The sequence below is a fragment of the Streptomyces sp. NPDC059695 genome (genome assembly GCF_042733785.1).
Taxonomy (GTDB): Bacteria; Actinomycetota; Actinomycetes; order Streptomycetales; family Streptomycetaceae; genus Streptomyces.
Window position 1 is genome coordinate 267,415 of record NZ_JBHWFF010000004.1, and the last position, 23,940, is coordinate 291,354.

Annotated in this window: 20 protein-coding genes; 15 read left to right on the forward strand and 5 right to left on the reverse strand. The window is 68.8% G+C overall.

All coding sequences use genetic code 11. The annotated features are described in order from the left end of the window. Window positions 1-137 precede the first annotated feature (137 nt). From ACFV2S_RS07775 to ACFV2S_RS07785, 3 genes are all read left to right on the forward strand, one after another. Window positions 138-791, forward strand: a complete 654-nt coding sequence (locus ACFV2S_RS07775; protein WP_385555224.1) for a plasmid mobilization protein — start codon at window positions 138-140, stop codon at window positions 789-791. Next, on the forward strand, window positions 788-2,494 hold the full coding sequence (locus tag ACFV2S_RS07780) for a mobilization protein (RefSeq protein ID WP_385555226.1): 1,707 nt from the start codon (window positions 788-790) through the stop codon (window positions 2,492-2,494). The genes ACFV2S_RS07775 and ACFV2S_RS07780 overlap by 4 nt, the downstream gene beginning before the upstream one ends. A 110-nt stretch (window positions 2,495-2,604) precedes the next feature. Next, entirely contained in the window at window positions 2,605-2,979 is a 375-nt protein-coding gene (locus ACFV2S_RS07785; RefSeq protein ID WP_385555228.1) for a hypothetical protein, read from the forward strand. Window positions 2,980-3,137: 158 nt separating this feature from the next. Here ACFV2S_RS07785 and ACFV2S_RS07790 read toward each other — a convergent pair whose 3' ends face one another. The 3 genes from ACFV2S_RS07790 to ACFV2S_RS07800 are packed head-to-tail and all read right to left on the reverse strand — an operon-like array spanning window position 3,138 to window position 6,098. Then, window positions 3,138-3,677, reverse strand: coding sequence for a flavoprotein (locus tag ACFV2S_RS07790; RefSeq protein ID WP_381715423.1), 540 nt, complete (start codon window positions 3,675-3,677; stop codon window positions 3,138-3,140). After that, window positions 3,674-4,642, reverse strand: a complete 969-nt coding sequence (locus ACFV2S_RS07795) for an FAD-dependent oxidoreductase (protein ID WP_385555231.1) — start codon at window positions 4,640-4,642, stop codon at window positions 3,674-3,676. The genes ACFV2S_RS07790 and ACFV2S_RS07795 overlap by 4 nt, the downstream gene beginning before the upstream one ends. Before the next feature lie 10 nt (window positions 4,643-4,652). After that, window positions 4,653-6,098 carry a carph-isopro domain-containing protein gene (locus ACFV2S_RS07800; protein WP_385555233.1) on the reverse strand — a complete coding sequence of 482 codons (1,446 nt, stop codon included), beginning with the start codon at window positions 6,096-6,098 and terminating at the stop codon, window positions 4,653-4,655. A gap of 248 nt (window positions 6,099-6,346) precedes the next feature. Here ACFV2S_RS07800 and ACFV2S_RS07805 point away from each other — a divergent pair, with 248 nt between their 5' ends. The 9 genes from ACFV2S_RS07805 to ACFV2S_RS07845 are packed head-to-tail and all read left to right on the forward strand — an operon-like array spanning window position 6,347 to window position 15,572. Then, the gene (locus tag ACFV2S_RS07805; RefSeq protein WP_385555235.1) at window positions 6,347-6,832 is read left to right on the forward strand and encodes an ATP-binding protein; all 486 of its coding nucleotides are present in this window, start codon (window positions 6,347-6,349) and stop codon (window positions 6,830-6,832) included. A gap of 44 nt (window positions 6,833-6,876) precedes the next feature. Further along, window positions 6,877-8,190 carry a glycosyltransferase family 4 protein gene (locus tag ACFV2S_RS07810; RefSeq protein ID WP_385555237.1) on the forward strand — a complete coding sequence of 438 codons (1,314 nt, stop codon included), beginning with the start codon at window positions 6,877-6,879 and terminating at the stop codon, window positions 8,188-8,190. Beyond that, on the forward strand, window positions 8,187-9,185 hold the full coding sequence (locus tag ACFV2S_RS07815) for a D-2-hydroxyacid dehydrogenase (protein WP_385555238.1): 999 nt from the start codon (window positions 8,187-8,189) through the stop codon (window positions 9,183-9,185). The genes ACFV2S_RS07810 and ACFV2S_RS07815 overlap by 4 nt, the downstream gene beginning before the upstream one ends. A gap of 3 nt (window positions 9,186-9,188) precedes the next feature. After that, entirely contained in the window at window positions 9,189-10,298 is a 1,110-nt protein-coding gene (locus ACFV2S_RS07820) for a radical SAM protein (protein WP_385555240.1), read from the forward strand. After that, window positions 10,298-11,416 (forward strand): hypothetical protein, encoded by a 1,119-nt coding sequence (locus ACFV2S_RS07825; RefSeq protein ID WP_385555242.1) that lies wholly within the window; start codon window positions 10,298-10,300, stop codon window positions 11,414-11,416. Before ACFV2S_RS07820 ends, ACFV2S_RS07825 begins: the two co-directional genes overlap by 1 nt. A gap of 16 nt (window positions 11,417-11,432) precedes the next feature. Further along, window positions 11,433-12,230, forward strand: coding sequence for a radical SAM protein (locus ACFV2S_RS07830; protein WP_385555244.1), 798 nt, complete (start codon window positions 11,433-11,435; stop codon window positions 12,228-12,230). Between the two features lie 23 nt (window positions 12,231-12,253). Then, window positions 12,254-13,969 (forward strand): carbamoyltransferase C-terminal domain-containing protein, encoded by a 1,716-nt coding sequence (locus ACFV2S_RS07835; RefSeq protein WP_385555246.1) that lies wholly within the window; start codon window positions 12,254-12,256, stop codon window positions 13,967-13,969. A 5-nt stretch (window positions 13,970-13,974) separates the two neighbouring features. Then, window positions 13,975-14,589, forward strand: coding sequence for an HD domain-containing protein (locus tag ACFV2S_RS07840; protein ID WP_385555248.1), 615 nt, complete (start codon window positions 13,975-13,977; stop codon window positions 14,587-14,589). Next, the gene (locus ACFV2S_RS07845; protein WP_385555250.1) at window positions 14,586-15,572 is read left to right on the forward strand and encodes a glycosyltransferase; all 987 of its coding nucleotides are present in this window, start codon (window positions 14,586-14,588) and stop codon (window positions 15,570-15,572) included. The genes ACFV2S_RS07840 and ACFV2S_RS07845 overlap by 4 nt, the downstream gene beginning before the upstream one ends. A gap of 7 nt (window positions 15,573-15,579) precedes the next feature. Here ACFV2S_RS07845 and gltX read toward each other — a convergent pair whose 3' ends face one another. Next, window positions 15,580-16,953 carry a glutamate--tRNA ligase gene (gltX, locus tag ACFV2S_RS07850; RefSeq protein ID WP_385555291.1) on the reverse strand — a complete coding sequence of 458 codons (1,374 nt, stop codon included), beginning with the start codon at window positions 16,951-16,953 and terminating at the stop codon, window positions 15,580-15,582. A 133-nt stretch (window positions 16,954-17,086) separates the two neighbouring features. Next, complete coding sequence (locus tag ACFV2S_RS07855) at window positions 17,087-17,707, reverse strand: restriction endonuclease (RefSeq protein WP_385555251.1); 621 nt, start codon at window positions 17,705-17,707, stop codon at window positions 17,087-17,089. 350 nt (window positions 17,708-18,057) lie between these two features. On the opposite strand from ACFV2S_RS07855, the gene ACFV2S_RS07860 reads away from it, so the two are divergent. From ACFV2S_RS07860 to ACFV2S_RS07870, 3 genes are read left to right on the forward strand one after another with little or no spacing between them, the layout of a single operon-like run. Next, the gene (locus ACFV2S_RS07860) at window positions 18,058-19,284 is read left to right on the forward strand and encodes a helix-turn-helix domain-containing protein (protein WP_385555253.1); all 1,227 of its coding nucleotides are present in this window, start codon (window positions 18,058-18,060) and stop codon (window positions 19,282-19,284) included. Between the two features lie 59 nt (window positions 19,285-19,343). Continuing rightward, window positions 19,344-20,597, forward strand: coding sequence for a hypothetical protein (locus ACFV2S_RS07865; RefSeq protein WP_385555255.1), 1,254 nt, complete (start codon window positions 19,344-19,346; stop codon window positions 20,595-20,597). Next, window positions 20,594-23,896, forward strand: a complete 3,303-nt coding sequence (locus ACFV2S_RS07870) for a hypothetical protein (RefSeq protein ID WP_385555257.1) — start codon at window positions 20,594-20,596, stop codon at window positions 23,894-23,896. Before ACFV2S_RS07865 ends, ACFV2S_RS07870 begins: the two co-directional genes overlap by 4 nt. Window positions 23,897-23,940 lie beyond the last annotated feature (44 nt).

Here is a 23,940-nt window from a genome sequence, read left to right on the forward strand (position 1 = left end):
CTGGGTGTTGTTTATAAGAGAAAGGTCCCGGACCGACCGGCCCGCCCCCTCCACATTTCCGGACAGCCTCCAGCTCCGTCGAGACGTCCACAAACCGCCGAGCGCCCCCTCCCGCCACCCCATCGAAGGATCCCCACATGACACCCGCCCCGCAGCCCCCCACCCCTGCCACGACAATCCCGTCCCAGCCGATCAACCAGCCCGCACCGCCGCAGATGCCCGCCAGTCCTGCCCGAGGCGGAGCAAGTTGGGGCGGAAGCAGTGCTTCCGCCGTACCCGCCCATGAAGGGGCGGGAGAGGACCTGGACCGGGAGGCGCAGGTCCTGGAGGCTTCGACCGAGGGCGGATCGAAGCCGGGGGAAGAGCAGAAGCCGAAGCCCCGCCGTCGCGAGCGCGGTGTCCGCCAGCGCCCGCGTCAGCCGCCTGCGAAGAAGCGCCGTCACCAGCACTCGACGCGCTTCAACGACGACGAGTACGCGCTCGTCGCCACCGCCGCCGCCCAGTGCAACCTGACCGTCGCCGGCTTCCTCGCCCGTGCCGCCCTCGCCGCAGCCCGCGACCTCGACCGCACCAGCGCCGAGATCGCCACCGAGCGCGACATGCTCACCGCTCTGTTCGACAGCCGGCGCAAGCTCGGCTGGGCCGGCAGCAACCTCAACCAGGCCGTGAAGGCCCTCAACTCCGGCACGGACGCACCTCAGCTGGAGGCCACCGCCACGGCGGTCCGCCGGGCCGCCAACGCCGTGCACGCCGCCGCGACCAGCATCCTCGAACGACAGCAGGCTGCGTGATCCCCAGCATCAACCCGCCCGGCGACCGGACCATCGGCCTGCTCGCCTACCTCTACGGCCCCGGCAAGCGCGAGGAGCACGTCGACCCGCACCTCGTCGACTCGTTCGACGGCATGGCCCCCGACCCCGGCCGCGACCCGAACTCCACGCTGAAGGCCCTCCAGCAGCTCCTGGACCAGCCCGTCCAGGCGCTGCCGGAGCACGCCCGCCCCGCCAAGCACGTCTGGCACACCTCCGTCCGCACCGCGCCCGGCGACCGGACGCTGTCCGACGAGGAGTGGGCCGAGGTTGCCCGCCGGATCGTCGCCGCCACCGGCATCGACCCCGGCGAAGGGCAGCCCGGCTGCCGCTGGGCCGCCGTACGGCACGCGGACGACCACATCCACATCGTCGCCACCCTCGTGTGCGAGGACGGCACCCGGCCCGACGACTTCCGCTCCGGCAAACGCGCCCAGGCCGAGGCCCGACTCATCGAGAAGGAGCTCGGCCTGCACCAGGTCGCACCCGGCGACGGCACCGCCGCCCAGCGCCCCACCAGCGCCGAACGGCACAAGGCGGACCGCCAGGGCCGCGAGCGCACCGCCCGCGAAGAACTCCGCGAGACCGTACGACGCGCCGTGGCCGGCGCGACCGACGACGATGAATTCTTCGACCGCTTGGCCGCCGCCGGCCTCCTGGTGAAGAAGCGCGTCGCTCCCTCCGGTGATCTGCTCGGGTACAAGGTCGCGCTTCCCGACGACCGCAACAAGGACGGCGAGCCGGTCTACTACCCCGGCGCCCGCCTCGCCCCCGACCTCTCCCTACCCCGCATACGCGAACGCTGGTCCATGGACCAGCCCGAGCCGCCGCCTGCCAGGCCGATGGCACCGGCTGCCGCACGACGGCGTGCGGCAGCTGCGCTCTCAGATGCGGTCCTCGTCGTCCACCACGGCGAGGACGCCGTCGCGGCCGCGCACATCACCGCCGCCGGCGAGATCCTCGACGCGCTCGCCAAGACGTCCGCCGCCCACACCCGCCACCAACTACGAGAAGCCGCCTGGGCATTCGAGCGCGCTACCCGCTCCCACATCCGCGCTGCACGCGGACACGACCAGGCATTGCGGCAGGCCGCTCGCGAGCTCGTCAACGGCGGGGCCGCCCTCGGCCGCGGCGAGGACGGCGCCACCACGGCCATGGCGATCGACATGCTGTTCTTCCTGATCACCGCCGCCGCGCACTGGCACGCCAGGAAGGGCCACGCCCAACAGGCCGAAGCAGCCCACCGGGCCGCCGAGCACCTGCGCGTCGCCTACCAAGTCACCGCCGGCCAGCCGCTCGCCGTCCTGCACCAGCGCGGCCGAAACCTCGCCCGCTCGCTGTTGGAGAGACACGCCGCCGCCGTGCGGGCGGCAATGCCCGAGCTGGCTGAACAGGTACTAGCTGAGCCCGGCTGGCCGTCTCTCGCCGCCACACTCGCTGACGCCGAGGCCGCCGGTCACACCTCTGCCGACCTTCTTGCCGACGTGGCAGGACGCCGCGAGCTGAGCACCGCAGAGTCAGTCAGCGACGTGCTGGTGTGGCGCGTACGACGGATGGCCAATCTGCCTGCCGACCCGTATCCCGGGTACGTGGCCGGTCCCGGCGCCAAGCGTGATTCTGCTGCGCCACGGACAGCCGAGGCGCTGGGAATCAGCACTGCGAACGGGCCCCTCCGACGACGCTAAGCCGCAGGTCGAGCGGCGCAACATAGCCGAGAATCCCCGGTTAGCCTAACCGGGGATTCTCCGCACCATGGACCTATCAGCACCCACCCCACCATGTGAGGAGAACACCCATGCCCGAAACCGATTCCTACCTCCGCGCCGACGTCTTCACCCTGCTCATCGACACAGACTTCCGACTCCATCCCGACACCGGCACCTTCTCCCACTTCGACGGCCGCCCCTTCACCGACGAGGAGCAGGCCACCGTCCTCCTGGCCAACCGGGACGAGCTCGAAGCAACCCTCGAGGTCCGTCTCCTCATCGACACCGAGGTCCAGAAGAAGGTGGGAATCGCCGGACTAAGCATCGTCCTGGCCTCGTACGACGAGCGGCCCGACGAGGACTTCACGCTCGGAGACGTGATCACCCACCGGCCCCAGGATGGCCCCTCCGACATCGAGCGCCTCGCCTACGTGATGAACGGCTTCGTCCCCGACAAGCAGTAACACCAGCCCCAGGCACCTGACCCCACAGCACCGATCGACCGCACGGTGGGCTCGCCTCGGAACGTCGCTCAACATAACGGCGGCTGGGGCCATCCCCGGCTGCCGTTCGTGTCAGAGGCGCCCCCCAGGGCAATCGGCCATCCCCACGGCCTCGCTTGTCAGCGGCGGACATCCTGAGGCAGCAACGAAAGGGCCTCCTCCCACCGGAAACGATCCGCTCCACCACCCGCCTTCGGCTGGTGAGGCTCGTACGACCCGACCATCACACCCATCTCCCGCAACCGGTCCAGGCTCCGGCTGTACGCGGGGTGGGCGGCCATGGCGGCGTTCACGTACGGCAGGGCAACGGTCGGGATGCCCAACCCGTATGCCTCGCACAGGATGCCCAGGGCAAGAGTGTCGGCGATGCCGGCAGCCCACTTGTTGATCGTGTTGAACGTGGCCGGCGCGACGGCGATGGCGTCCGCGGGTGGCAGCGGCCGCGGGTCACCGGGACTGCGCCATGCGGACCGGATCGGGTAGCCGGTCTGTTGGGTGATCGCCTCGGCATCGAGGAAGCCGAGCCCTTGAGGTGTCGCGACGGCACCCACGTCCCAACCCTGGGCTTGCGCGGCGGTGATCAGCTGGTGGGCGTCGCCCGCTATGCCAGCGGCGCAGACGACGATGTACAGGAAGGGCTTCGTCGGCTGATCGTTCACCGCCTGCTTCCCCCGTCGGCGGCCAGGAGGTTTCCTGCTTCTTCGGCACAGCCCCACGAGAGCGTGACGCCAGTGCCTCCATGCCCATAGTTGTGCACGATCAGGTTGCCGCCATCCTGCCGCTCCGACTCGACACGGACTGCGGCGCGGGTCGGCCGGGCACCGATCCGGTGCTCCAGGACTCGGGCCCCGGCAAGGCGGGGCTCGACCTCCGCGCAGCGGGCCAGGATGTCGGCCGCCGCTTTGTCGTCGGGAGCGAGGTCACCCTCGCCATCGATGGCAGTGCCACCCAGGACGACGGTGTCGCCGTGGGGATAGAAGCACAGCAGGTCTGGTGAGAGGCCGGTGTCCTCGGAGAAGAACTCGGTCAGCCCCGGGTTGGTGACGACGACATGCTGGCCACGGATGGGCCGAAGGTCGGGGTCCGGAACCAGGTCCTTCGCACCCAATCCCGCGCAATTGACGATCACAGGGGCCGGACCGGCGTCCGCGAGCGAGGCCAGGCGTCGGCGCTCGACCGTGCCTCCAGCAGCGTCGAGCCGACGCAGGAGGTAGTCGAGGTAAGCGGGCATGTCGATGAGCGGAACGGTGAACCGGTAGCCCGCAGTGAAGCCAGTCGGCAGTTCGGCCGACTCGCACGGTCGGAAACCAGGCAGGGTGGTGGCCCAGTCCGGCGGTGCCTCGGCAGTGCGGGACGCCTCAATGCCGCTGGTGAGCCGGACGCCCGTCGACGGGTCCTCGGCCAGCTCGCGGAAGATCTTCAGGGACCGCTGCCCCCACTGGTCGACCTTGTCCTTCGGTTCGACCAGGTACGGCCCCCACATCGCCCCGGCCGCCAGCGACGTGACGCCGGGCACCTGCTCAGCGATCACATGTACTGAGGTTCCGCCCTCGGCGAGAACGACGGCGGTGGTGAGCCCTGCCACCCCAGCTCCTACAACTACAACGCGCTCCCCTGCGGTCATGATCCTGACCCTAGCGGCCAGGTGGCGTCGACGGGGCGTGCTCGGCGAGGGCGTGCTCCAGGACCGGCAGGAAGCTGCGCACGTGGAAGTTGCGCTGTCGGCGCCGCAGGTCTGCGGCGAGCTGGTGGAGCAAGGCCGCACTGCGGGGCGACCGCACCACGTCGAGTCGGTCGGCAGCGATCTGGCCGATCTCGCAGGCCGCCTCCAGGTCACCGTGAGCACTGTGTCCCAGGGCCAGCCAAGCCCCCTCGAACAAGGCCCTGCGCTGACTGGGGTCGCCGCGCGGGACGTCGTACGCTCCAGAGCGGAGCATCTCCGAACCCTGGGCGAGGAACCGTCGTCCCCTCGTTCCACCGTCTGCCTTCAGCTGCACGCGGCCCATCTGAATGAGGCCGTAACCGGCCTGGCAGTCCAAGTGATTGTCGGTGAGGAAGTACATCCAGCGAGGCTCCTCTTGGCTACCGTCCCGGCTGGCGATCAGTTCACGAGCGGCCCCGCGGGTGTGGCCGAAGTCGTTGTCACGGCCGGCGGCTGCGTACGCGTACGCGAGCCGCGACAGGACGGATGCCCGGACGACCGGCGGGGCAGCGTCGCTGGCCCGGCGGGCGGCCTCGCCGAGGGCGATGGCGTCTGCGGGGTGGCCCCGGCTCGCCGCCTGGAAAGAGAGGTCGCCAAGGATGTGGGCGCACAGAGGCAGGTCGTTGACCTGGTGCGCTGCCCGCAGCGCGGTGGCGAAGTAACGCTGCGCCAGGCCGTGGTCGGCGGCGTCGAAGGCCATCCAGCCAGCCAGCTGGCCGATCTCCGCGAGGGCGCGGATGAGACGGCTCGCAGCGGCGGGAGCGTGACCGCCTTCTCGGATCAGCAGCCCGACCGCACGGAACTGGGCACCCACATAAGGGAGGTGACGCGCCCCTCCGTGCTCGTCGTCGAGCGCGGAGAGCATGGGCAGGTGCTGCTCGACCTGGTCCACAAGCGGATCGGCGCCCACGGACGGCGTGATCCGGGGCGCGTACTGACCGCGCCCCGCAGTGCCGTCGAGATACTGGGCGACGATCGCGAGAAGCCCCGCGCCCGAGATCGCGAGGAACCGGCGTCGGTCGACGAGCCCTCCCATCACCCAGTCCTCCACGATCGCCTCCATACCCTGCACGGTCCAGGGCCGTGCGAGATCCGTGTCCGCAGGGACGAGCGCCGAGGAGTCGCCCACGCGGCCCTGCCAGAGTTCGGCCACCGAGACAGGTCTACCCAGTTCCTGGGAGAGCACGTAGGCGGCCATCATCGGTAACGGCGAACGCGGCAACGAGCCGGCGTCCCGCCAGTGGTACGGCGCCGACTCGGCCACCGTCCCCGCTCCGAACACCCTGTTCAGCTTGCGAGCAAGCGCCTTGGGGCTCCATCCGAGTTCATCCAGGCACCCCGCCAGTACGTCGTTGGGTTGCCCTGCCTGCGGTGCCACGTGCGACCACCTCTTGCCCCAGTGGTTCATCCATCACTTCTCGCGCTCCCTCATGGTGACGCCCTCGGACGGCTGATTCACCTCCTTCTCAAGGAAGTTGACCGAGTTGACCCGTTGATCGGGTCCTGCGCCACCCCCCTCCTCCGGTGTTCTTGGATCCCGGCGGAAGGCGCCGCCCTCGGTGCCGACGGAGAAAGAGGTGGGCCTTGAGACACCGCACGAGCACCTCCCGAAGCCGTCTCGGCAGTGTGCTGGACCACGACACCGAGCGTCCGGCCCGCGTCCCGGCGTTCGGGCACACCGACGGCGCCGCCGCGATCACGTTGATCACGGATCTGCCGTACGGGCCAAAGGCGGCCGAAGTCGCCCGGGAGGCTGTGACGGTCGCACTCCACGGCGCCGAGGCTGACTTGCTTGATGACGCCCGCCTGATCACGTCGGAGCTCGCGACGAACGCGTTCGCCTCGGGCAGGCCGCCTCTGGTCCTGTGCGTCGACCGCTGGAGTCAGACCGCCGGTGGCCTGGAGGTCGAGATCACGATCACCGACGGCGGCTGTTCTGACCCCGCGCCCTCCTCTCCTCCGGCTGCTGAGGAGGAGGCCGAGTCGGGACGAGGGCTGGTCATCGTCGAGGCCTTGGCCGATGCCTGGTCGCTGACGACCGGTACCCACGGCACCCGTGCCTGGTGCCGACTCAGGCGCGGGTCCCACCACTCGCCCGACGGCACCCATTGATGTCCACGCCCACGACACCCCTTCTTCGAAGGAGGCACCACACGGTGCGCATCGACCATGCCACTCCACCTCCCCCGCCGACGGCCGCCGTACCGGAGGCGGTGCGCCAGCCCCGTGTCGTCGTCGCCCTTCACGAGGGCTTCTATGGCGCGGCGTCGGGTACCGGCTTCAGCAACCGCGCCTTCCTCACGGCCCTCACCCGCCTGCTGCCGCCGGGCCACCTCTCCGTCATCACCCCGCATGTGTCGGAGACAGCGGGAGCGCACGACCGACGGTGGGCCAGCGAGGTCCAGCAGATGCTGCGACAGGCCAAGGCCGACGTGATCACGATCCCGGAGGTCCCTGCGGCGCCGGACTCGGTCCACGGCTCCGTGCAGCTGTGCGACCTGGCAGGCGAGGCAGCCGTACGCATCGCTGATCGAGCGTGCCGGTGCCTTCTCATCGGCCTCGACATCCCGTTCCTCGGGCTGGCCCCCTACACGTCGCCAGCCATGGACCTGCTTCTCGTGCCCCGCTCCACGACCGCGCTGACGCGACCCAAGGACATGTCCCGAGTCCGCTGGGAGCGCGACGCTCTGCGGGCGGCGACCGTCCGAGGCGGGCGGATCGGCGCCATCTCCTCCCATATGCGCGGCCACCTCATCGTCAGCTACGCCGTCCCCCGGGGAAGCATCGTGAGCGTCCCGAACGGGCTGATCCAGGAGGAGATGGCCCGGCCGACGAGCGCGCCGCCCCTGCCTTTCAAGGCACGCGCCGGATTCCTGCTCGCCATGGGCCGTGCGGTGTCGACGAAGGGCTTCGACGACCTCCTGGAGGCGTTGCACCTCCTCAAGGAGCGCGGGGTCCGAGCTCCGCACCTGGTCCTGGCGGCCGTGACTTCGGAGGAGCACGAGCGCCCCACCTCGTATCAGGAGGACCTGGCAGCGCGCATCCGTGCCTACGGCCTGGACGCGACCCTGATCACGCGCTTCACCCCCGCGATCCGCGCCTGGCTGCACAACCCGGCCCTGCGCGCGGTCATCGTTCCTTCCCGAGAGGAACCCTTCGGTCGCATCCCCCTGGAGGCGTTCGCGGCCGGTGCTGGCCCGGTGGTGGCTACCACGGCCGGCGGGCTGGCCCAGACCGTCGTCGAGGGTGAGACCGGCTTCACCGCCGCACCGCGGGACGCCAGGTCTCTGGCCTCCGCACTGCACCGTGCCCTGACCGTCCTGCCCCGAGAGCGCGACCGGCTCCGGAGCGCCGGGGCGGCCCTGGTGCGCTCGCGCCACGACTACGAGGCGAGCATCGGTTCCGTCGTCGAACGCATCGCTCCTTGGGCTCTCGCGCCGGCGTCCAGCGCGGAGGGCCGAGCGCGATGAACCGGCCGGTGGTGTTGATCAGTCTGGAGTCCCCGCACTCCTTCTGGCGGCTGTCCGCCGAGCACGAGCGGGCGCTGTCCGCCGCCTTCCCCGGTGTCGAGTTCCGTACGGCGACCGAGGAGGCCGTGCCGCACCAGCTCGCCGAGGCACACGTCTACTTCGGCTGGACGTTCAAGCCGTCGTGGCTGTTCGGCGCGCCTCATCTGAGGTGGATCGCGTCCCCGGCCGCCGGCACCGACCATCTGCCCGTCGCCGAGGCCCACTCCGTCGGGGTGGCTCTGACCCGCTCGTACGGGTTCCACGGCAGGCCCATGGCCGAGCACGCCATGGGCCTGGTCCTGGGTTTCTCACGCGGGTTGTTCATGAGCCAGCTCGCCCAGCGGAACCGGACCTGGTGGAAGGACGACCTGGCCGAGGAGTTCTTCGACCTGGCGGGGGCGACGATGACCATCGTCGGCTGCGGCAGCATCGGCGGACACCTCGCTCGTGCGGCCCACTCCTTCGGCATGGACGTCATCGGCGTACGGCGGACGCCGCCGGTGACCGCCGAAGGTGGGATCACGTGGATGCACACGTCGGCGGTGCACCAGGCGGTCGCCGTCGCCGACGTGGTGGTCGATCTGCTGCCCGCCACCCGGGCCACCGACCGCTTCTTCGAACACGACCTCTTCACGGCCTTCAAGCCGAAGTCCGTCTTCCTCAACCTCGGCCGCGCGGCGACCGTCGACCAGGCGGCCCTCCTGGCCGCCCTCAACGCCGGCCGCCTTCGCGGCGCCGCCCTGGATGTCTTCGACCCGAAACCGCTGCCTGCCCGCCATCCGCTGCGGCTCCACCCCCGGGTCGTCCTCACGCCGAAGAGCTCCACGCTCAGCCGCACGTACATAAACGAGGCGGTCGCGTTCTTCGCCGACAACCTGCGCCGCTACCTCACCGACCAGCCGCTTAACGGCCTGGCCGAGGTACCCGTTGCCCGCTCTCCCTTCGTAGGAGGCTGACTGATGCCCACCACGCGCCACCACGACCTCGCCACCGCCTTCGCCACGACCGGCCGCAACCACCCCTACCTGGCTTTCACTCTGAACTCGCTCTGCAACCTGGACTGCGTGTTCTGCAAGCCACGCTGCATGCCGGACTACGGGCACAAGGACCGTCCCCTGACCGCCTCCGACTATGCGGCCATCGCCGCCGAGGCCGGCGCCTGGAAGATCAGGAAGGCGCACTGCTCCGGCGGCGAGCCGACCCTCCGGGCGGACATCCTCGACGTGATCGCGGGCCTCGCCGACGGCCTCGGGCCCGACGCCGCGATCGGCATGACCAGCCACGGCAACCTGCGCCGCGGCCTGAGCGTCGAGAAGCTCCACCACGCCGGCCTGACGTACCTCAACCTCAGCCTCCACAGCCTCGACCCCGACCGATCCGCCGAGATCATGGGCGGCGGCGACCCGCGCATCACCCGGCGCACCCTCGACACCGCCCTCGCCCTCGGCCTGCGTGTGAAGATCAACTGTGTTCTCCAGCGCACCTACCTGGACGATGCCTTCGCCGTGGCCGAGCTAGCCCGCGACCTGCCCATCGCCGTCCGCCTGATCGAGCTCCAGAACATCGGCCCCGCGCAGGCGCTGTTCGAGGCCGAGTTCATCAGCGAGGCGGAGGTCCGCGACCGCCTCCACGAGTGGTTCGCGAACGCCGGCGAGGTCGGCAGGGACGAGCTCGGGGTGCGCAGCCCCGGGCAGTACCTCCGCCCGGACGGTTGGGCGGGCTCGATCGGCTTCATCTCGAACTCCAGCTGTGCCACCTGCTCCGACGCCAACCGCATCAAGATCACGCCCACGGGCGTGGCCCGCCCCTGCATCCTCCACAACCGCGACATCCCCCTGAAGCCCCACCTCGTTGACGGCACCCTCGGCGATGCCTTCGCGCACCTCTTCCAGGCAATGCTCGACCGCAATACCAACGACGCGTGGCAGGGCTTCCACTACGTCGACTACGACCTGCGCTGGGACCGGATGGAGCGCCCCGAAGGCAGCCCGGTCCTGCCCCTGCTCCCCCTCCTCACCACGAACGCGGCCCAGCCCGCTTGCTCCCGCGCCTCCACTGGAGAGCGGTGATGGTCATGGTCGAGGCACCGCCCCTGTACCCGGGGCTCGGAGCGCTGTACGAACGCGAGCTGGACGCCCACGGCGTCGGCGCGGTGATGCTCACCCACAAGTGGCAGCCGGCCGACCTGCTGGCTCCCCACTCCGACATCGACGTACGGGTCCTCCTCCCCCAGGCCCCGGCCGACTGGGAGGAGTGGAACCACCGCCTGGCTGCCGCGCACACCTCCGCGGTCGGCCGGGAGGTCTCCCATCGGCGTCTCCTGGAGCACCCGCCCGGCTTCGCCTTCACTGTGGCCGAGGCGGACGAACGGCTCGTCTCCGCGCCCGAGCTCGCAACCTGGTCGCTGATCAGCGGGAGCGCCCGGGACTTCCAGCGCTGGAAGTCCCGAGCCCAGATGGCTCCGTGGTGCGAGGTCGACGAACGGTTCTACCGGGGAATCCTCCAGGCCCGGCTGGGCGGCCGGTACCAGCTGGCTGCGGACAGCACCGACAACGTGGTTGCGGACATCGCCGCCTACCGGCGCCACTGCGTGGCCTGGCACTACCTCGCCCCGTGCTGGTTCGCCGCAGCCGCACTCGCGACACGGACCCGATGCCCAGGCAAGACGGCCGCCCTCACGCAGTGGCGTCCGGACGGGCTGGACGGATACGCCGAGCTGTTCCTCGGGCACGCCGAAGACCGACCCGACGCCCCTCCCCGCAGCCCGCGTCACCTGCTCCGCACGGCCCATGTCGCTTTGGAGGCGGCCATGCGGCGCGTGCCCGACGCGAACCGCCCCGCGGGCCAGGGCGAGGAGCACGCCCGTACCGACTGGGTGATGGCCGCCGGAATGCTTCGCGTACGCGTCGCCCGCTGGCTGTACTACCTCGACCCACCGCCCGGCGTGGCAACCGACTACCTGATCCGGCGCGAGGCGAAGGAACTCCGAGCCGCCGCGCAGGCCCTGAACGTGCTCGCGGCGGGCGGGGCCGCTTCCGCCCAGCAGCTGGCCGCCCGGATGGCGACGCTGATCCCCACCGGACCGACCACCGCCGGCACCCTGCGCGCGACCCTCGCGCTCTGGCACCGGCAGAAGTCCACCGTGCAGGACTTCCTCAGCCTCACCCCCGCTGACGTCCATCCCTGACACAAGGAGTCCAGCCATGCACGCGCGTGCGCCCCTGCCCCGCGCCCTGAAGACGGCGAAGATCAAGATCACGACGAAGTGCAACCGCTCCTGCGACTTCTGCATCTTCGCCGACGGCGCCCAGGGCGAGAACATGTCCATGGAGCTGTTCTCCACCATCCTGGCCCTGCTGGAGACCATCCCCTTTCAGCAGCTGCACATCAACGGCGGCGAGCCCACCGTGCACCGGGACTTCCCCGCCCTCAGCGACGCGGCCCGTACCCGCCTGCCCGACAAGGTCATGGTCCTGGGCACGAACGCCATCACCTTGGCCCGCAACAAGCGGATCATGGAGGCCACCCTCCGCTCGTACGACCAGGTCCTCATCGGCTGCGATGACGAGCACGAGAACTACGACGAGGTCCACGCCGTCGTGCCCCGCCTTCGCGAGGCCGGCAAGACCGTGGTCATCAACAGCGTCCTGGAAGGCATCAGTTCCTCCCGCCTCACGCAGCTCGCGAGGCTGTGCGACAGGTACGGAGCCATCCACGTCACCAACCACGTGCACCACGTCGACGTCGGCCAGCCGGCGAACGAGCTGCGCGGCATCTGCGACCGCTACCTCGACCAGCACCTGATGATCGAGATGGACGGATCCTGCTACCGCTGCTTCAACGCCATGGCGAAGGACGACAGCGAATTCAGCATCTGGGACGAGGACTTCGCGGCCAAGGTGTTCGCGCCCCGCGGCCACCACTTCCGGTTCTGCCTGCGCTGCCACGAGTACGCCGACTCCGGCACCGCCCTCCTCCCCGTCCCGGCCCTCACCGTCTGACCCCATAGCGGAGGTACACCACCATGCCCGCAGTCCTCGGACTGAACTTCCACCACGACACCAGCGCCGCCTTAGTCGTCGACGGCCGCCTCTACGCGGCCGAGGAGGAACGCTGGAGCGGCGTCAAGCACAACCACCCCACCCGCAAGGGCACGCTCACCGCCCCGACCCGCGCGCTCCAGTGGTGCTTGGAGGCCGCCGGCCTCGAACCGCAGGACATCGACGCCGTCTGGGCCGCCTCCATGCGCCCCAACCCCGCCGCCGGCTGGTGGCTGGCCGAGGAGCGTGACGAACTCGCCGCCCTCCTGCCCACCCCGCTCGGCGAACACCTCCGCCTCCTCTCCCACCACACGGCCCACGTGCTCTCCGGCTACCTGCTCTCCGGCCACGACCACGCGGCGGGCCTCGTCATCGACGCCGGCGGCTCCTCCCTCGGATCCGACTTCGGGCCGGGCCGGGAGCGCATCACGGGGTACGACCTGCGGCCCGATCGCATCGACCGCCTCCACCAGGGCATGCCGACCGTCGCCCCCAGCCCGGCCGGGCCCCGGCGTGTCCACTCCTCCCTCGGACACCTCTATCGGAACCTCGCGCGGCGGGTGATCCCACCCGGCGACGAACCCGAGGGCAGCATGATGGCGCTCGCGGCCTTCGGCGATCCCCAGCGCTTTGGAGCGCAGATCCGCGAGCTGGTCCGGCTCGGCGACGACGGCGAGGTCCGCATCGACCACCCCTGGGGCTCGGCGGACAGCAGCACACCGCTGCTGCTCGGGGGCCGGGCCTGGACCGCCGACAACGTCGCCGAGCAGCCGGACCATGAGCGGGCCGACCTGGCCGCCGCCGTCCAGGAGGTCTTTGCCGAATCCGTCGTCCACATCGCCCGCCACCTGCAACGGATCACCAGAGCCTCCACGTTGGTGTTCTCCGGCGGGTGCGCCCTGAACTCCCACCTCAACGGCCAGCTGGCAGCCGACAGCGGCTTCGACACCCTCTTCGTGGCACCGGCCCCGCACGACGCGGGCACTGCCGTGGGCGCCGCGCTCTACGGCTGGCACTACCAGCTCGGCCAGGAGCGCCTTCCGGTGCCCACCGACGCGGCCTGGGGTCCACACCCGGGCGCCCTGCCGGCGACGGCAATGCCGACCGGGTATCGCGCGCTGACCGGCCTCGGCCCGGGGCTGGCGCCCACGGTGGCCGCGCTGCTCGCGGAGAACCACATCGTCGGCTGGGTGCAGGGGCAGCTGGAGTTCGGGCCGCGGGCCCTCGGCCATCGCTCGATCCTCGCCCACCCCGGCTACGACACCACGCGCGACCGGCTCAACACGATCAAGAAGCGAGCCACATACCGCCCCTTCGCCCCGGCCGTCCTCGCCGAGCACGCCACGGAGTGGTTCATGTCGGCGGGCGACCCCTTCATGAACCGCGTCGCCCGCGTCCGCCGATGCCGAGCGGACCGCATCGCCGCGGTCACCCACCACGACGGCACCGCCCGCGTGCAGTCCGTCACCGCCGACCACCAGGGTCTGCACGGACTCCTGGAGCAGTTCCACGAGCGCACCGGACTGCCGCTGCTGCTGAACACCTCCTTCAACCGCAAGGGCACCCCGATCCTGCGGACCGCCGAGCAGGCTGTGGCAGCGGCGGCGGACCTGAGCCTCGATGCCCTAGCGGTCGGCGACACCCTGCTCCTCGCCGACCATGTGCCCGACCCCCGTGCCACGGCCCTCCGTACGAGGTGAGGCGGATGAACCCCATCGACCTGGACCACGTCTTGACCGTGCTCGGCGCCGCCGCGTGGGGCACGGACGAGCAGTCCCGTGCCCGCGTGGCCGGTGCCCTCGCCCTCACCGTCTACGACGGCCACACCCGCGACCAGGGCACGCCCTACCTGGGACACCCGCTCGCCATCATCACGCTGCTCGCCACGGAGATTAGGGTCAGCCAGGTCCAGACCCTTCTCCTCGCCCTCCTCCACGACGCCCTGGAGGTGGCCCCCGAATCGGAGGCGCTGCTCGTCCAGCACCTCGGCGCACCGTTCGCCTGCCGCCTGCGGGCGATGACAGCCGACCACCGCCTCGAACAGCGCCCTAAGGCCGCTGGCGACGAGTCCAGCTGGCGCTTCAAGCAGGCCGCGCTCCCACCCGAGGACCTCCTCGTCCGGCTCGCCGACCGCCTCCACAACCTGCGCGATCTCGCCGCCTCGCCCAACCTCGACCGGCGCCGGCGGTTCCTCCAGAGTCTGCAGGACTTCTACCTGCCGCTCGCCGAAGCAGCCCGTGGCCTCAGCCCTCAGCTGGAGGCCATGCACGCGCTGCTCCACGCCGAGTACGTCCAACAACAACAGGAGGTACGTCCGTGAAGCGGGTCGTCTACTCGATGGAGCCGGTCGGCCGGACCGGCGGCCGGGTCTACCTGCGGATGCTCCACGAGGCGACGGCCGACGACGTGGAGTGGCGCACGGTCCCGGACCACAAGCGCACCTATCGCGTCCGCCGCTGGCGCAAGCTCCGCCACCTCGCCCGCCTGGCCCCGACGGTCCGGGCGCTGGACGACGCCAGCGGAACCTTCGTGTGGGACGACCTGAGCCTGCTGCTCTTCACGCCCGAGATGCGGGCACGCACAGTCTTCCTCCTGCAGCACTACGAGCCGTTGCAGCACGACTCGGCCCCCGTCGAGGCCATGCTCTGGGAACGGCTGTTCCAGGTGCTGCCGCAGTGCGCCGCCGTAGTGTGCGTCGCCCCGTACTGGGCCGACTTCCTCCGGGCCCGAGGCGTCCGCGACGTACGGGTGATCTACAACGCCTTCGACATGACAGAGGTCGAGCGAGCACGTGGCTTCGACCGAGCCGAGTGCCGTGCGGAGTTCGGACTGCCCTCGGACGTGATCGGCGTCTACGCAGGCAAGGCCGTGCACTGGAAGGGCATCGAGAAGGTCTCGGCAGCCCTGGCTGACGCTCCGGGAGTGCGGGTGATCACCAGCGGCAGCAACACCATCGGCTTCGACGGCGCGCACTACGACGTGGAGCGTGAGCAGTACCTGCGCCTGCTGTGCGCCTGTGACGTCGGTGTCTTCATCCCCCGGATGCGGGAGGGCTGGAGCCGCTGCGCGGCCGAGGCCCTACTGCTAGGCCTGCCCTGCCTCATCCGCCCGGTGGCCGGCCTGGGCGACCTCGCCGCGCTGACCGGCCAGCCGACCCCGGACCTCGGCCGCCTGCCAGCGGAGGTCCGGGAACGCGCGACGGCACGCCAGACCGAGGCCAAGGCCGCGTACGAGGCCCTGGCCCGGTTCGATCTGAACTACTTCGGCAACGCCTGGGGCGACCTCCTCGCGAAGGTCGCCTGACCAGCGGCTACGCCTGCGCGGCCAGCTTCTTGGTCGCGGTGTCCAGACGGGTCAGCACGCGGTCCCGGCCGAGCAGCTCCATGGACTCGAACAACGGAAGTCCGATCGTCCGGCCGGTGACCGCGACCCGGATGGGCGCCTGGGCCTTACCCAACTTGAGGCCGTGCTTCTCGCCGACAGCGAGGAGGACGGCCTTGAGGTCGTCCGCCTTCCACTCCGCGACAGTGGCCAGCTCGGCACGGGTGTCCGACAGGATGTCGATCGCACCCGCCTTCATCGCCTTGCTCCACGACGCCTCGTCCTCGACCGGCTCGTCGAGGAACAGGAAGTCCACGTAGCTGGTGATCTCCGACAGCAGCGCAATCCGGGTCTGAGCCAGCGACGCTGCCGCCTCGAAGACGTCCTTGTCGAACGCATCCGGGGCCCACGGCGCGTATGGGGCGACGAGCCACGGCGCGCACGCGGCGGCGAACTGCTCCGGCTCCAAGGCGCGGATGTAGTCGCCGTTGAACGCCGTCAGCTTCTTCACGTCGAAGAAGGCAGGCGCGGTGTTGACGTCCTCGATCCGGAAGAGCTGCTCCAGCTCCTCGTACGGCATGATCTCCCGGTCTTCACCAGGGCCCCAGCCGAGGAGCATGAGGTAGTTCACCATCGCCTCGGGCAGGAAGCCCTCGGCGAGGTAGTCCTCCAGCGCGACCTTGTCGCGGCGCTTGGACAGTTTCTGCCGCTTCTCGTTCACGATCACCGGAAGGTGCGCCCACACCGGCGGCTTGGTACCGAGCGCCTCCCAGAGCAGCTGCTGCTTCGGCGTGTTCGACAGGTGCTCCTCACCCCGGATGACCTGCGTGATGCCCTCGTCCAGGTCGTCGACCACGTTCGCGATCAGGAAGACCGGGGACCCGTCACCGCGAGCGATCACGAAGTCCTCGATCGCACTGTTCGGGAACGCCGGCTCCCCGCGAATGAGGTCGACCACGACGGTCTCGCCCTCGTCCGGCGTCCGGAACCGCAGCGCCCGGCCTTCCTCGAAGGCAAGCCCCCGTTCCCGGCAGAACCCGTCGTACCCGAGGTGATCCGAGCCCGTTCGCTCCTTCAGCTGCTCCCGGGTGCAGTCGCAGTAGTACGCCCGGCCGGCCGCGAAGAGCTGCTGGGCCGCCTCGCGGTGCCGGTCGGCGTTATGCGACTGGAAGTACGGTCCCTCGAAGGCCGTGTCCTCGCCGTGGATGCCGATCGCCGCGAGCGCATTGATGATCCCGTCGATCCACTCCGGCTTGTTCCGGGCCGCGTCGGTGTCCTCGATCCGCAGGACGAACGTGCCGCCGGACTGTCGCGCCACGGCCCAGTTGTAGAGAGCGGACCGTGCACCACCGACATGGAACATGCCGGTCGGGGACGGGGCGAAACGAACGCGAACCGGAGCAGTAGACATGCGCTCCAGGGTACCGACGCCAGACACCCGCCCCGGACCACTCCCGCCTACCCCCGCACCAACATTTTCCGGCCGTCCTCGCCTCCTACTCGTACGTCTCCTTCCATCGCTTGCGGTGGAGCTGGTCCCCTTGTCCCAGGCCGTTCACCGCGCCGAGCGACAGCAGCGAGGCCCCGTTGTTCCACAGCCCGAGGTGATCGCGGTGGACGGCCAGGATGTCGTTCTCCGTGGCAAACGTCTCAGCTGGCCGGGTGAAGTACGTGGTGGCCACGAAGATCGCCACGTCGACCTTGAAATGCACCCTCACCCCCAGCAGGTCACGGACCTCCCGGCTGGGGATCTTGCTTTTGGGCGTGTACCGCTTGCACTGGATCACCATGGTCCGCCCGTCGGGGAGGCACCCCAGCACGTCCGCCCCGTTGTCGTGGGAACCGCCGACCCTCCGCACATCGGTGCACCCATCTCTTCGGCACAGGTCCACGACGAAGTCCTCGAACTCCGTGCCCGTCATCGCGTCGACTTCGGCAAGCGTCCGGTGCCCAGCCTTCACGGCCTCGTCATGCCGCCACCGCCGATCACCGCCCCTGATGAACCGATCGGTGCGCCACAACCACCACCCACCGCCGACAAGACCACCGAGAACGAGTGCACCGACGAGATAGGGCCAGATCGCGCTCCAATAGGCCACCAGGAGGACGACGCTCACGCCCCCGGCGATGGCGCCGCCGCGGAACCGCTGAGCTCGACGCTTCCGAGCCGCTGTTCCTCGCCGCTTCCGTACCGCCGTCATGGCGCCCTCCCTCGTCCCGTGCAGCAGTCTCGGGAAGCGTGAGGTGCCCGAGAAGGGCGCAGTTCAGCCAATGGCTGGTCGTAGTCAGGGCGGCCGGGGCCCGCACCGCGAACGGGGCACGGGTAACGGAGACGATCACAGGATTCCGGGTGGCCCTACTCAGATGCCTTCCGAATGGGTGACTACGGGAGCATGCAGCTGGCTCCATACCTTTCGAGTCTGGATGGTGGTTGCTCCAACCCGTCGGCTGCGTTTTGCTGGGAGGCATGGCACAGTCCCTCACTCCTCAGGCTCTGGAACAGCAGCGTGGGTTCCGAGGTATGAGCGTGAAGGAGCTGGCCGAAGCAACTGGTGTCTCACCTGGATCCGTGCGCCGCTGGGAGGCTGGCACACAAGCGGTAAGCGACCGAGCCTTCGGGCGCCTGCTGAAGGTGCTGCGCTGTGATGCGCAAGACTTGGCTGCAGGAGAACGGGGGACCGAAACGCTGCAGGATCTGCGTCGTCGGGCGGGTATGAGTACCGCCGAGGTCGCTTCGCTACTTCGCCGCAAACGAGCATCACAAGGTCTTCACATCAGCGCCGAGAAGATACGTGACCTTGAGCGTGGTCGCCCGGTGCGCGGGCAGGCTTGGCTGTCGCCCGAAACTCAAGGCCGAGTGGCACGGATGCTGGCCCAGGTCTACGGACTTTCTGACCGCGTAGTCATTGATGCCTGGCGCCGCACGCGCCCGAACGAAGTGGCCCCCGCGCTTCCCGCTCGTCGGCCTCGCAACGCGTCCGAGAAAGCGCTGACAACCTGGAGTGAGCTCAATGAGCGGCAGCGCAGCTACCTGACGTGCATCTTCCATCAGGATCAGGAGGCAGAAGAGGAACAGCGCCAGAATCGCTATGCAGGGGGCACTCACCGCCCCGCTGCAGCATGGAGACGGCTGACCTTGGCACTCAGTGCGCCAGCCGACCTCGTCGGCTTCACCCGCATCCAGGAGCGGCTCCGGGAGGCCGGCATTCACGACCCAGGGACCGGGTCCTCCGTCAGCGCACTGGACAGACGGGGGCTGATCACCGTTTACCGGGATCGCCTGTACGTCGATGGACTGGGGGATGTTCCTCGTACACGCGTAGAGATGACTCGGCACGGCCGAGCGGTCGCACGCGCAGCGCTCGGGGTTACTCCCGCTCCAGCACCGCCCGCAACGCTACTGTCGCCGTGGCTGTGGAAGATCGTGGTTCGTGTCGCGCGGGCAGGGGCGCAAGGCGTGGACGGCAGCCTCGCCGGACGGGGACCGCACTACCTTGCCGTCGGCCAGAGTCCCGACGGGCGTACACCCAGCCGCGGCTTCATTGTTCTGCGCCTCCCTGACGGGACGGACCACGGACGTTACCGCTGGTTCCTCACCGATTCCGGCCGACGCCATATCAAGGACCACATCGATACCTACCGCTCTTTGTATCCAAGCGTCGAAGTTGATTCGATCGCACCGACGTTCGTCTAATCACCCCAAAGGGTGAAGCTGAGGTCCATTGTCAGTGCGGTGTCGTAGCCTCCACACCGATGACGCGACACGGAGACACGACCACGGTCCAGCAGACCCATGTCCTGCTGGAGATCGTCAAGGCATTCGCGGTGTGTGAACACGCGATGGCTGCCGGGGAGCTGACCGGCCCCCGGCGTCTGGACCGCCTCATGGAAGCCCACGGGATTCTGATGGCCGCGTGTGGCCCCGGACACCACATCCCCTTCGATGAACTGATGGGCAGACTCACCGGTGAACGGGCCGGGTCTCTCGAGCGGTTGCTGCCCGAATGGATCAACGCCGAGGAGCTCGCCGGCGTCCGGCTCTTGGAGAGCGACGGCGTCGCAACCGAGGACGGCTTCGACTTCCGGCACGAAGCGCAGCGTGTCATGCGCGCTGCAGAGAAAGTCGGGAAGTTCAGCGGTCAGGTCACCAAACCCAAGCTGGATGACGAGTACAGCCAAGAGTCCGTCTTCAGCGCGATCAAGGGCCCCTTCTACGAGAGGCACCGCAGGACACTGGTTGAGAACCCGACCGTACCGAGGAAGGATCTGGCTACCCTCAACCTGCCATCTCGGGCCTACGACTTCTACCGCCCTATCGCGCAATACGCGCAGTACAGCGGCTGGTGGTGGCCCTGTCCGGCCTGTCAGTGGCCGATGAAAGTGACGACAGACCGATCCAACGGGCGTATCCGCGGCCAAGTCCGCTGCCTGTACCCCTGGCACGATGAGACAGGCGCGTCATACGAGTTCGTCGTGACCGCTCGCCGGAAGACGGCGCCCGAGCTGCAACCGACGTTCGAGTGCCGAGTGCCGTCGGGCCGATTCGCCCCGCTGTGGACCGGTGCCGTTCCGCTCGTGCCGGAGGCCCGAGCGGTGGAGGATACGGTCGTGCTGGTGCGGCCCGTGTGGCGATACACCGTGGTCCCCGGACTTCCCGAGCTGGCCCTACATCGGGCAGTGTCGGCCAGCCTCGAGGGAACACCCTGGACATCGCACCTGTGGCCCAACGGGGATCAGTGCGACCTGTGGATGACCCATGCCGACAACGATGCCCCCCGGTTCATGGCCGACTTCAAGGACTACACCTGGTCCAACCATCTGGTCAGCAAACTCGACCTGGACGGCGGCGACCGGGGCGGCGCCGAGTATTTGGTGGTTCCCGACCATCGCAGGGAGCAAGTGGACCAGCTCGATGCGGTGTGCCGCAGACACAGGATGAAAGCGGCGATGACCGCGACGGAATACCTGGAGATGGTCATCAACCACGCCAAGGGGGGCCGGGCATGAGCGGCGACATGACGGGCACGGAGGCTGGCCTCGCCGGAGCACTCGCACTGGCCGCCCACTACTTCCCACGCAAGGACGACGAGGGTCACGTCCTGGCCGGCTTCGAGGAAGCCACGTTCTTCGCGCACCGCAAGCCACAAGCCTGGTCCGAATGGGCGGCCTTGCCCAGCACTGAGCGAAACCTCATCCGTCAGGTCATGACCTTGATGGCCCAGGAGTGGACAGACCCGAAGAAACTCCGGACCTCGGTGCTCGCCATGCTCGGAGTCCTCTCATCAGAACCGGACATCACCGACCGCTCCGGAGGCGCGCTGCGTTTGCCGCCCGGAGATCCACACCTGGCGGACGCAGCGATCCCGCGGATGGGAGGTGACTTCCTCGGCTACGTGCAACGCGTCACCGGCCCCTTCTTCACCTTCGGCAAGCGCCCCAAGGCCCAGGCGTTCGCCGGCCCGGGAAAGCTGAAGACGAGGACTGCCTACCTGGGCCCGGAGCACGGCACGACCAGCAGGGAGATCTTCATCCCGGCTACGCCCGACTTTCGGGAAGCACCCGGACATGAGCTCCTGCCTCAGGTGCACACTCGGCCGCCGCGTGACCGGGTCGCGCCGACCGTGGAGCAGCTGTTGGAGGTCGCCAAGACTCTCAGCGGGCAGGACAAGAGCGTCCGCTACCTGCACAAGGTGCTCAAGCGGTTCTTCAAGAGCATGAAGACGACGACAGGAAAGCTGACCGAACTCGACCTGACTGCTGGCGATCTGCAGCTGCTCAACGCTCCTACAGGAAGCGGCAAGACTGTCCTGGTGAGGGTTCTGGCCTCCTGGGCTGCTCTGAACGACCGACGCATCACTCTCGCCGTCACTGACGTCCGGGCCACCTTGGAGATGGCCTGGGACATCAACAACGACCTGGCCTATCTCCACAACATCAAACGACTCGCCGAGTTCACTCACTGCACGCCGTTGATGTCCCCATCAAGCATGCACCGGCGCGCCATGGACTACGCAGCCCTCGGCACCTCCACCCAGATCGACGAGTGGGACCGTCGCGCCAAAACGGACATCGGCCTTCTGTCGACAGGATGCGCGCAGCGAGCGCTGATGGACCCGCCCACCCTGTACCCCTATGGGGAAGAGAACTGCACCTCGCTGACCTCAGAGGCCACTGGCTCCAACCGGCTGACCTGCCCGTTCGCACCGACGTGCGGCAAATTCCAGCAGTTCTACCGAGCCACCAACGCGGCCGTCATCGTCACCAACCACGCAAACCTGCTCGAAGGACGCACTCGCATCGGTGTCGTGCTAGACGGCCAAGAGTGGCGTGGTCAGGCGCGCGGCACCCGAGGCATGAGCGTGCTGGAGCTGACTCTGCGCTCCTCCGACGCTCTTGTGATCGACGAGATCGACGCCTTCCAGACGGCGGCGATCAGCCGCTGCACTTCGGAGATCACTCTCGCCTCCCGGAAGAGGACAACCGCACTGCGGGAGATCGACTCCGACGCGAAGAACCTTCCCGTTGTCCACGAGATGGGGCTCGTCTCACCGGTCAGCCATGCCCGCCTCATGGCCGAGATGCTGCTGCTGTGGCTCTGCTCCGGTCGTGGGCTGAAGCTGAATCCCGGCAACGAAACGGATGGCCCCGACGGCGCCGGCCGCGACAACACCGGCTGGCGTCTGGCCCACTCACGGGACCGCGAGATTCTCCAGATCCTCTTCCCCGAGGCAACTGCGGCCGAGGACATTCCGCCCGAGCTCTTCGCCTTCCTCAACGAGATCATGCCCGCCCACTGGTACGGCTCCGAGCCGGACGAGGAAGAGTTCGACCTCCCCGAAGGCGCGGACTGGGACGCCGTTCAGACCGCCCTGATGACGCTCACAGCGCAGCGCGGCCAGGACCACCTCACAGACACCCGCGACGAGATGCGCAAGCTTCTCCTCGGGCTTGTGCCAGATGCGCACCGGCAGGCTGCTGTGATCAACCTGCTGGTCACCCGGACTGTGCTGCGCGAACTCGACGGCGCACTCGACGAAGTGCGCGCGCAGGCACAGACCCTGCGTTACCTGGACCTGGGCTCGGTCCGCAAGATCCTTGAGACCATGCGCAGCAGCACGGTGGCCACCCTTTACCCCCTGGCGATGCTGGGCCGCTCCATCCACGGCTACCAGATCAAAGGCATGGACAACAAGGAGAAGGAAGCGGAGCTCCTCTCCCGGTCGTTCGGAGGCGATCCGCATACGTTCGTTTCCGAACTGGGCGGCCTCACATCGCTGTTGACCGCGGGCGTGCAGCGGCCCGTCATGGGGCTGTCGGCCACCGCCTACCTGCCACAGGCCGTGCAAGAGCACATCCACGCCCCGGTGCGATGGTGGCTGCCCGATACACGCCCCGAATCCATCGTCACCCTTGCAACACCCGTACGTAGTGGCGCTGGCGACGCGATGCGTATCGGTGGTCTGCCACCGGAACTTAAGCCCAACGCCCTGCGAGATCTCGGGCGGGGTCTTTACGAGCAGCAGCTTGCCCGACGCCTGACCCACCTGCAGAAACGGGAGCCGGAGCGAGCCCGCGTCATTCTCACCGTCAACTCCTACGAGCAGGCCGCCCACCTCGCTTCCGGAGTGGCGCAAGCCGACGGTCTGAACCACCGGGTCTGCCTGCTCGTGAAGAAGGCAGAGAAACAGAACTACGAGGAGCACCTGCCTCCTCACGTGGACAGGATGGTCCGCGAGGAACTGAAGGATTTCCCCGAACGAGGGGAGATCCTGATCGCTCCCCTCGCTGTCATCGGACGAGGTCTGAACATCGTCGTTGGCACACGCTCCGCAGTCCGCGACATCTACCTCTGTGTCCGGCCTGTCCTCAGCATCGAGGACACCGACTGGCTGCACGCGAGCGTCAACGCCGCCGGCGTCAACGCCCTCCCTGTCGGCGGCAGCGACACCCCGCTGGCCGAGTTGCGCAACGCCGGGGAAGCCTCCTGGAAGCAACTCTCCAAGATCCTCCGCTCCCCGGCTCGCTTCTCCAACATGGACCACGACCTGCGCAAGGAACTCGTGGCAGGAATGCTCGTCCTGCTCATCCAGCTCGCCGGCCGAGCCCGCCGCGGCGAGACTGACATGACCCTGCACATCGTGGACCATGCCATCCATGACCAGAAGTTCAGTTCCGATCTGGCCACGATCATCAAGCAGATCTATGCCGACTGGAACCCCGAGCAGCGCGCAATCATGAATGAGCTCTACGGTCAAGCACTTCAGGCATTCCTCACCTACGCAGGGCTCGATCGCGAGATGCTCTGAACGACCTACATCCACCCCCGCCCTCTCCGGGTGCAGGCGGGGGC

Excerpts from the sequence above, each read along its gene's own strand:
- ACFV2S_RS07775 (WP_385555224.1), top strand. The coding sequence starts at position 138 with ATGACACCCGCCCCGCAGCCCCCCACCCCTGCCACGACAATCCCGTCC.
- ACFV2S_RS07785 (WP_385555228.1), top strand. The coding sequence starts at position 2,605 with ATGCCCGAAACCGATTCCTACCTCCGCGCCGACGTCTTCACCCTGCTC.
- ACFV2S_RS07795 (WP_385555231.1), bottom strand. The coding sequence starts at position 4,642 with ATGACCGCAGGGGAGCGCGTTGTAGTTGTAGGAGCTGGGGTGGCAGGG.
- ACFV2S_RS07815 (WP_385555238.1), top strand. The coding sequence starts at position 8,187 with ATGAACCGGCCGGTGGTGTTGATCAGTCTGGAGTCCCCGCACTCCTTC.
- ACFV2S_RS07820 (WP_385555240.1), top strand. The coding sequence starts at position 9,189 with ATGCCCACCACGCGCCACCACGACCTCGCCACCGCCTTCGCCACGACC.
- ACFV2S_RS07825 (WP_385555242.1), top strand. The coding sequence starts at position 10,298 with ATGGTCATGGTCGAGGCACCGCCCCTGTACCCGGGGCTCGGAGCGCTG.
- ACFV2S_RS07830 (WP_385555244.1), top strand. The coding sequence starts at position 11,433 with ATGCACGCGCGTGCGCCCCTGCCCCGCGCCCTGAAGACGGCGAAGATC.
- ACFV2S_RS07835 (WP_385555246.1), top strand. The coding sequence starts at position 12,254 with ATGCCCGCAGTCCTCGGACTGAACTTCCACCACGACACCAGCGCCGCC.
- ACFV2S_RS07840 (WP_385555248.1), top strand. The coding sequence starts at position 13,975 with ATGAACCCCATCGACCTGGACCACGTCTTGACCGTGCTCGGCGCCGCC.
- gltX (WP_385555291.1), bottom strand. The coding sequence starts at position 16,953 with ATGTTCCATGTCGGTGGTGCACGGTCCGCTCTCTACAACTGGGCCGTG.
- ACFV2S_RS07860 (WP_385555253.1), top strand. The coding sequence starts at position 18,058 with ATGGCACAGTCCCTCACTCCTCAGGCTCTGGAACAGCAGCGTGGGTTC.
- ACFV2S_RS07865 (WP_385555255.1), top strand. The coding sequence starts at position 19,344 with ATGACGCGACACGGAGACACGACCACGGTCCAGCAGACCCATGTCCTG.
- ACFV2S_RS07870 (WP_385555257.1), top strand. The coding sequence starts at position 20,594 with ATGAGCGGCGACATGACGGGCACGGAGGCTGGCCTCGCCGGAGCACTC.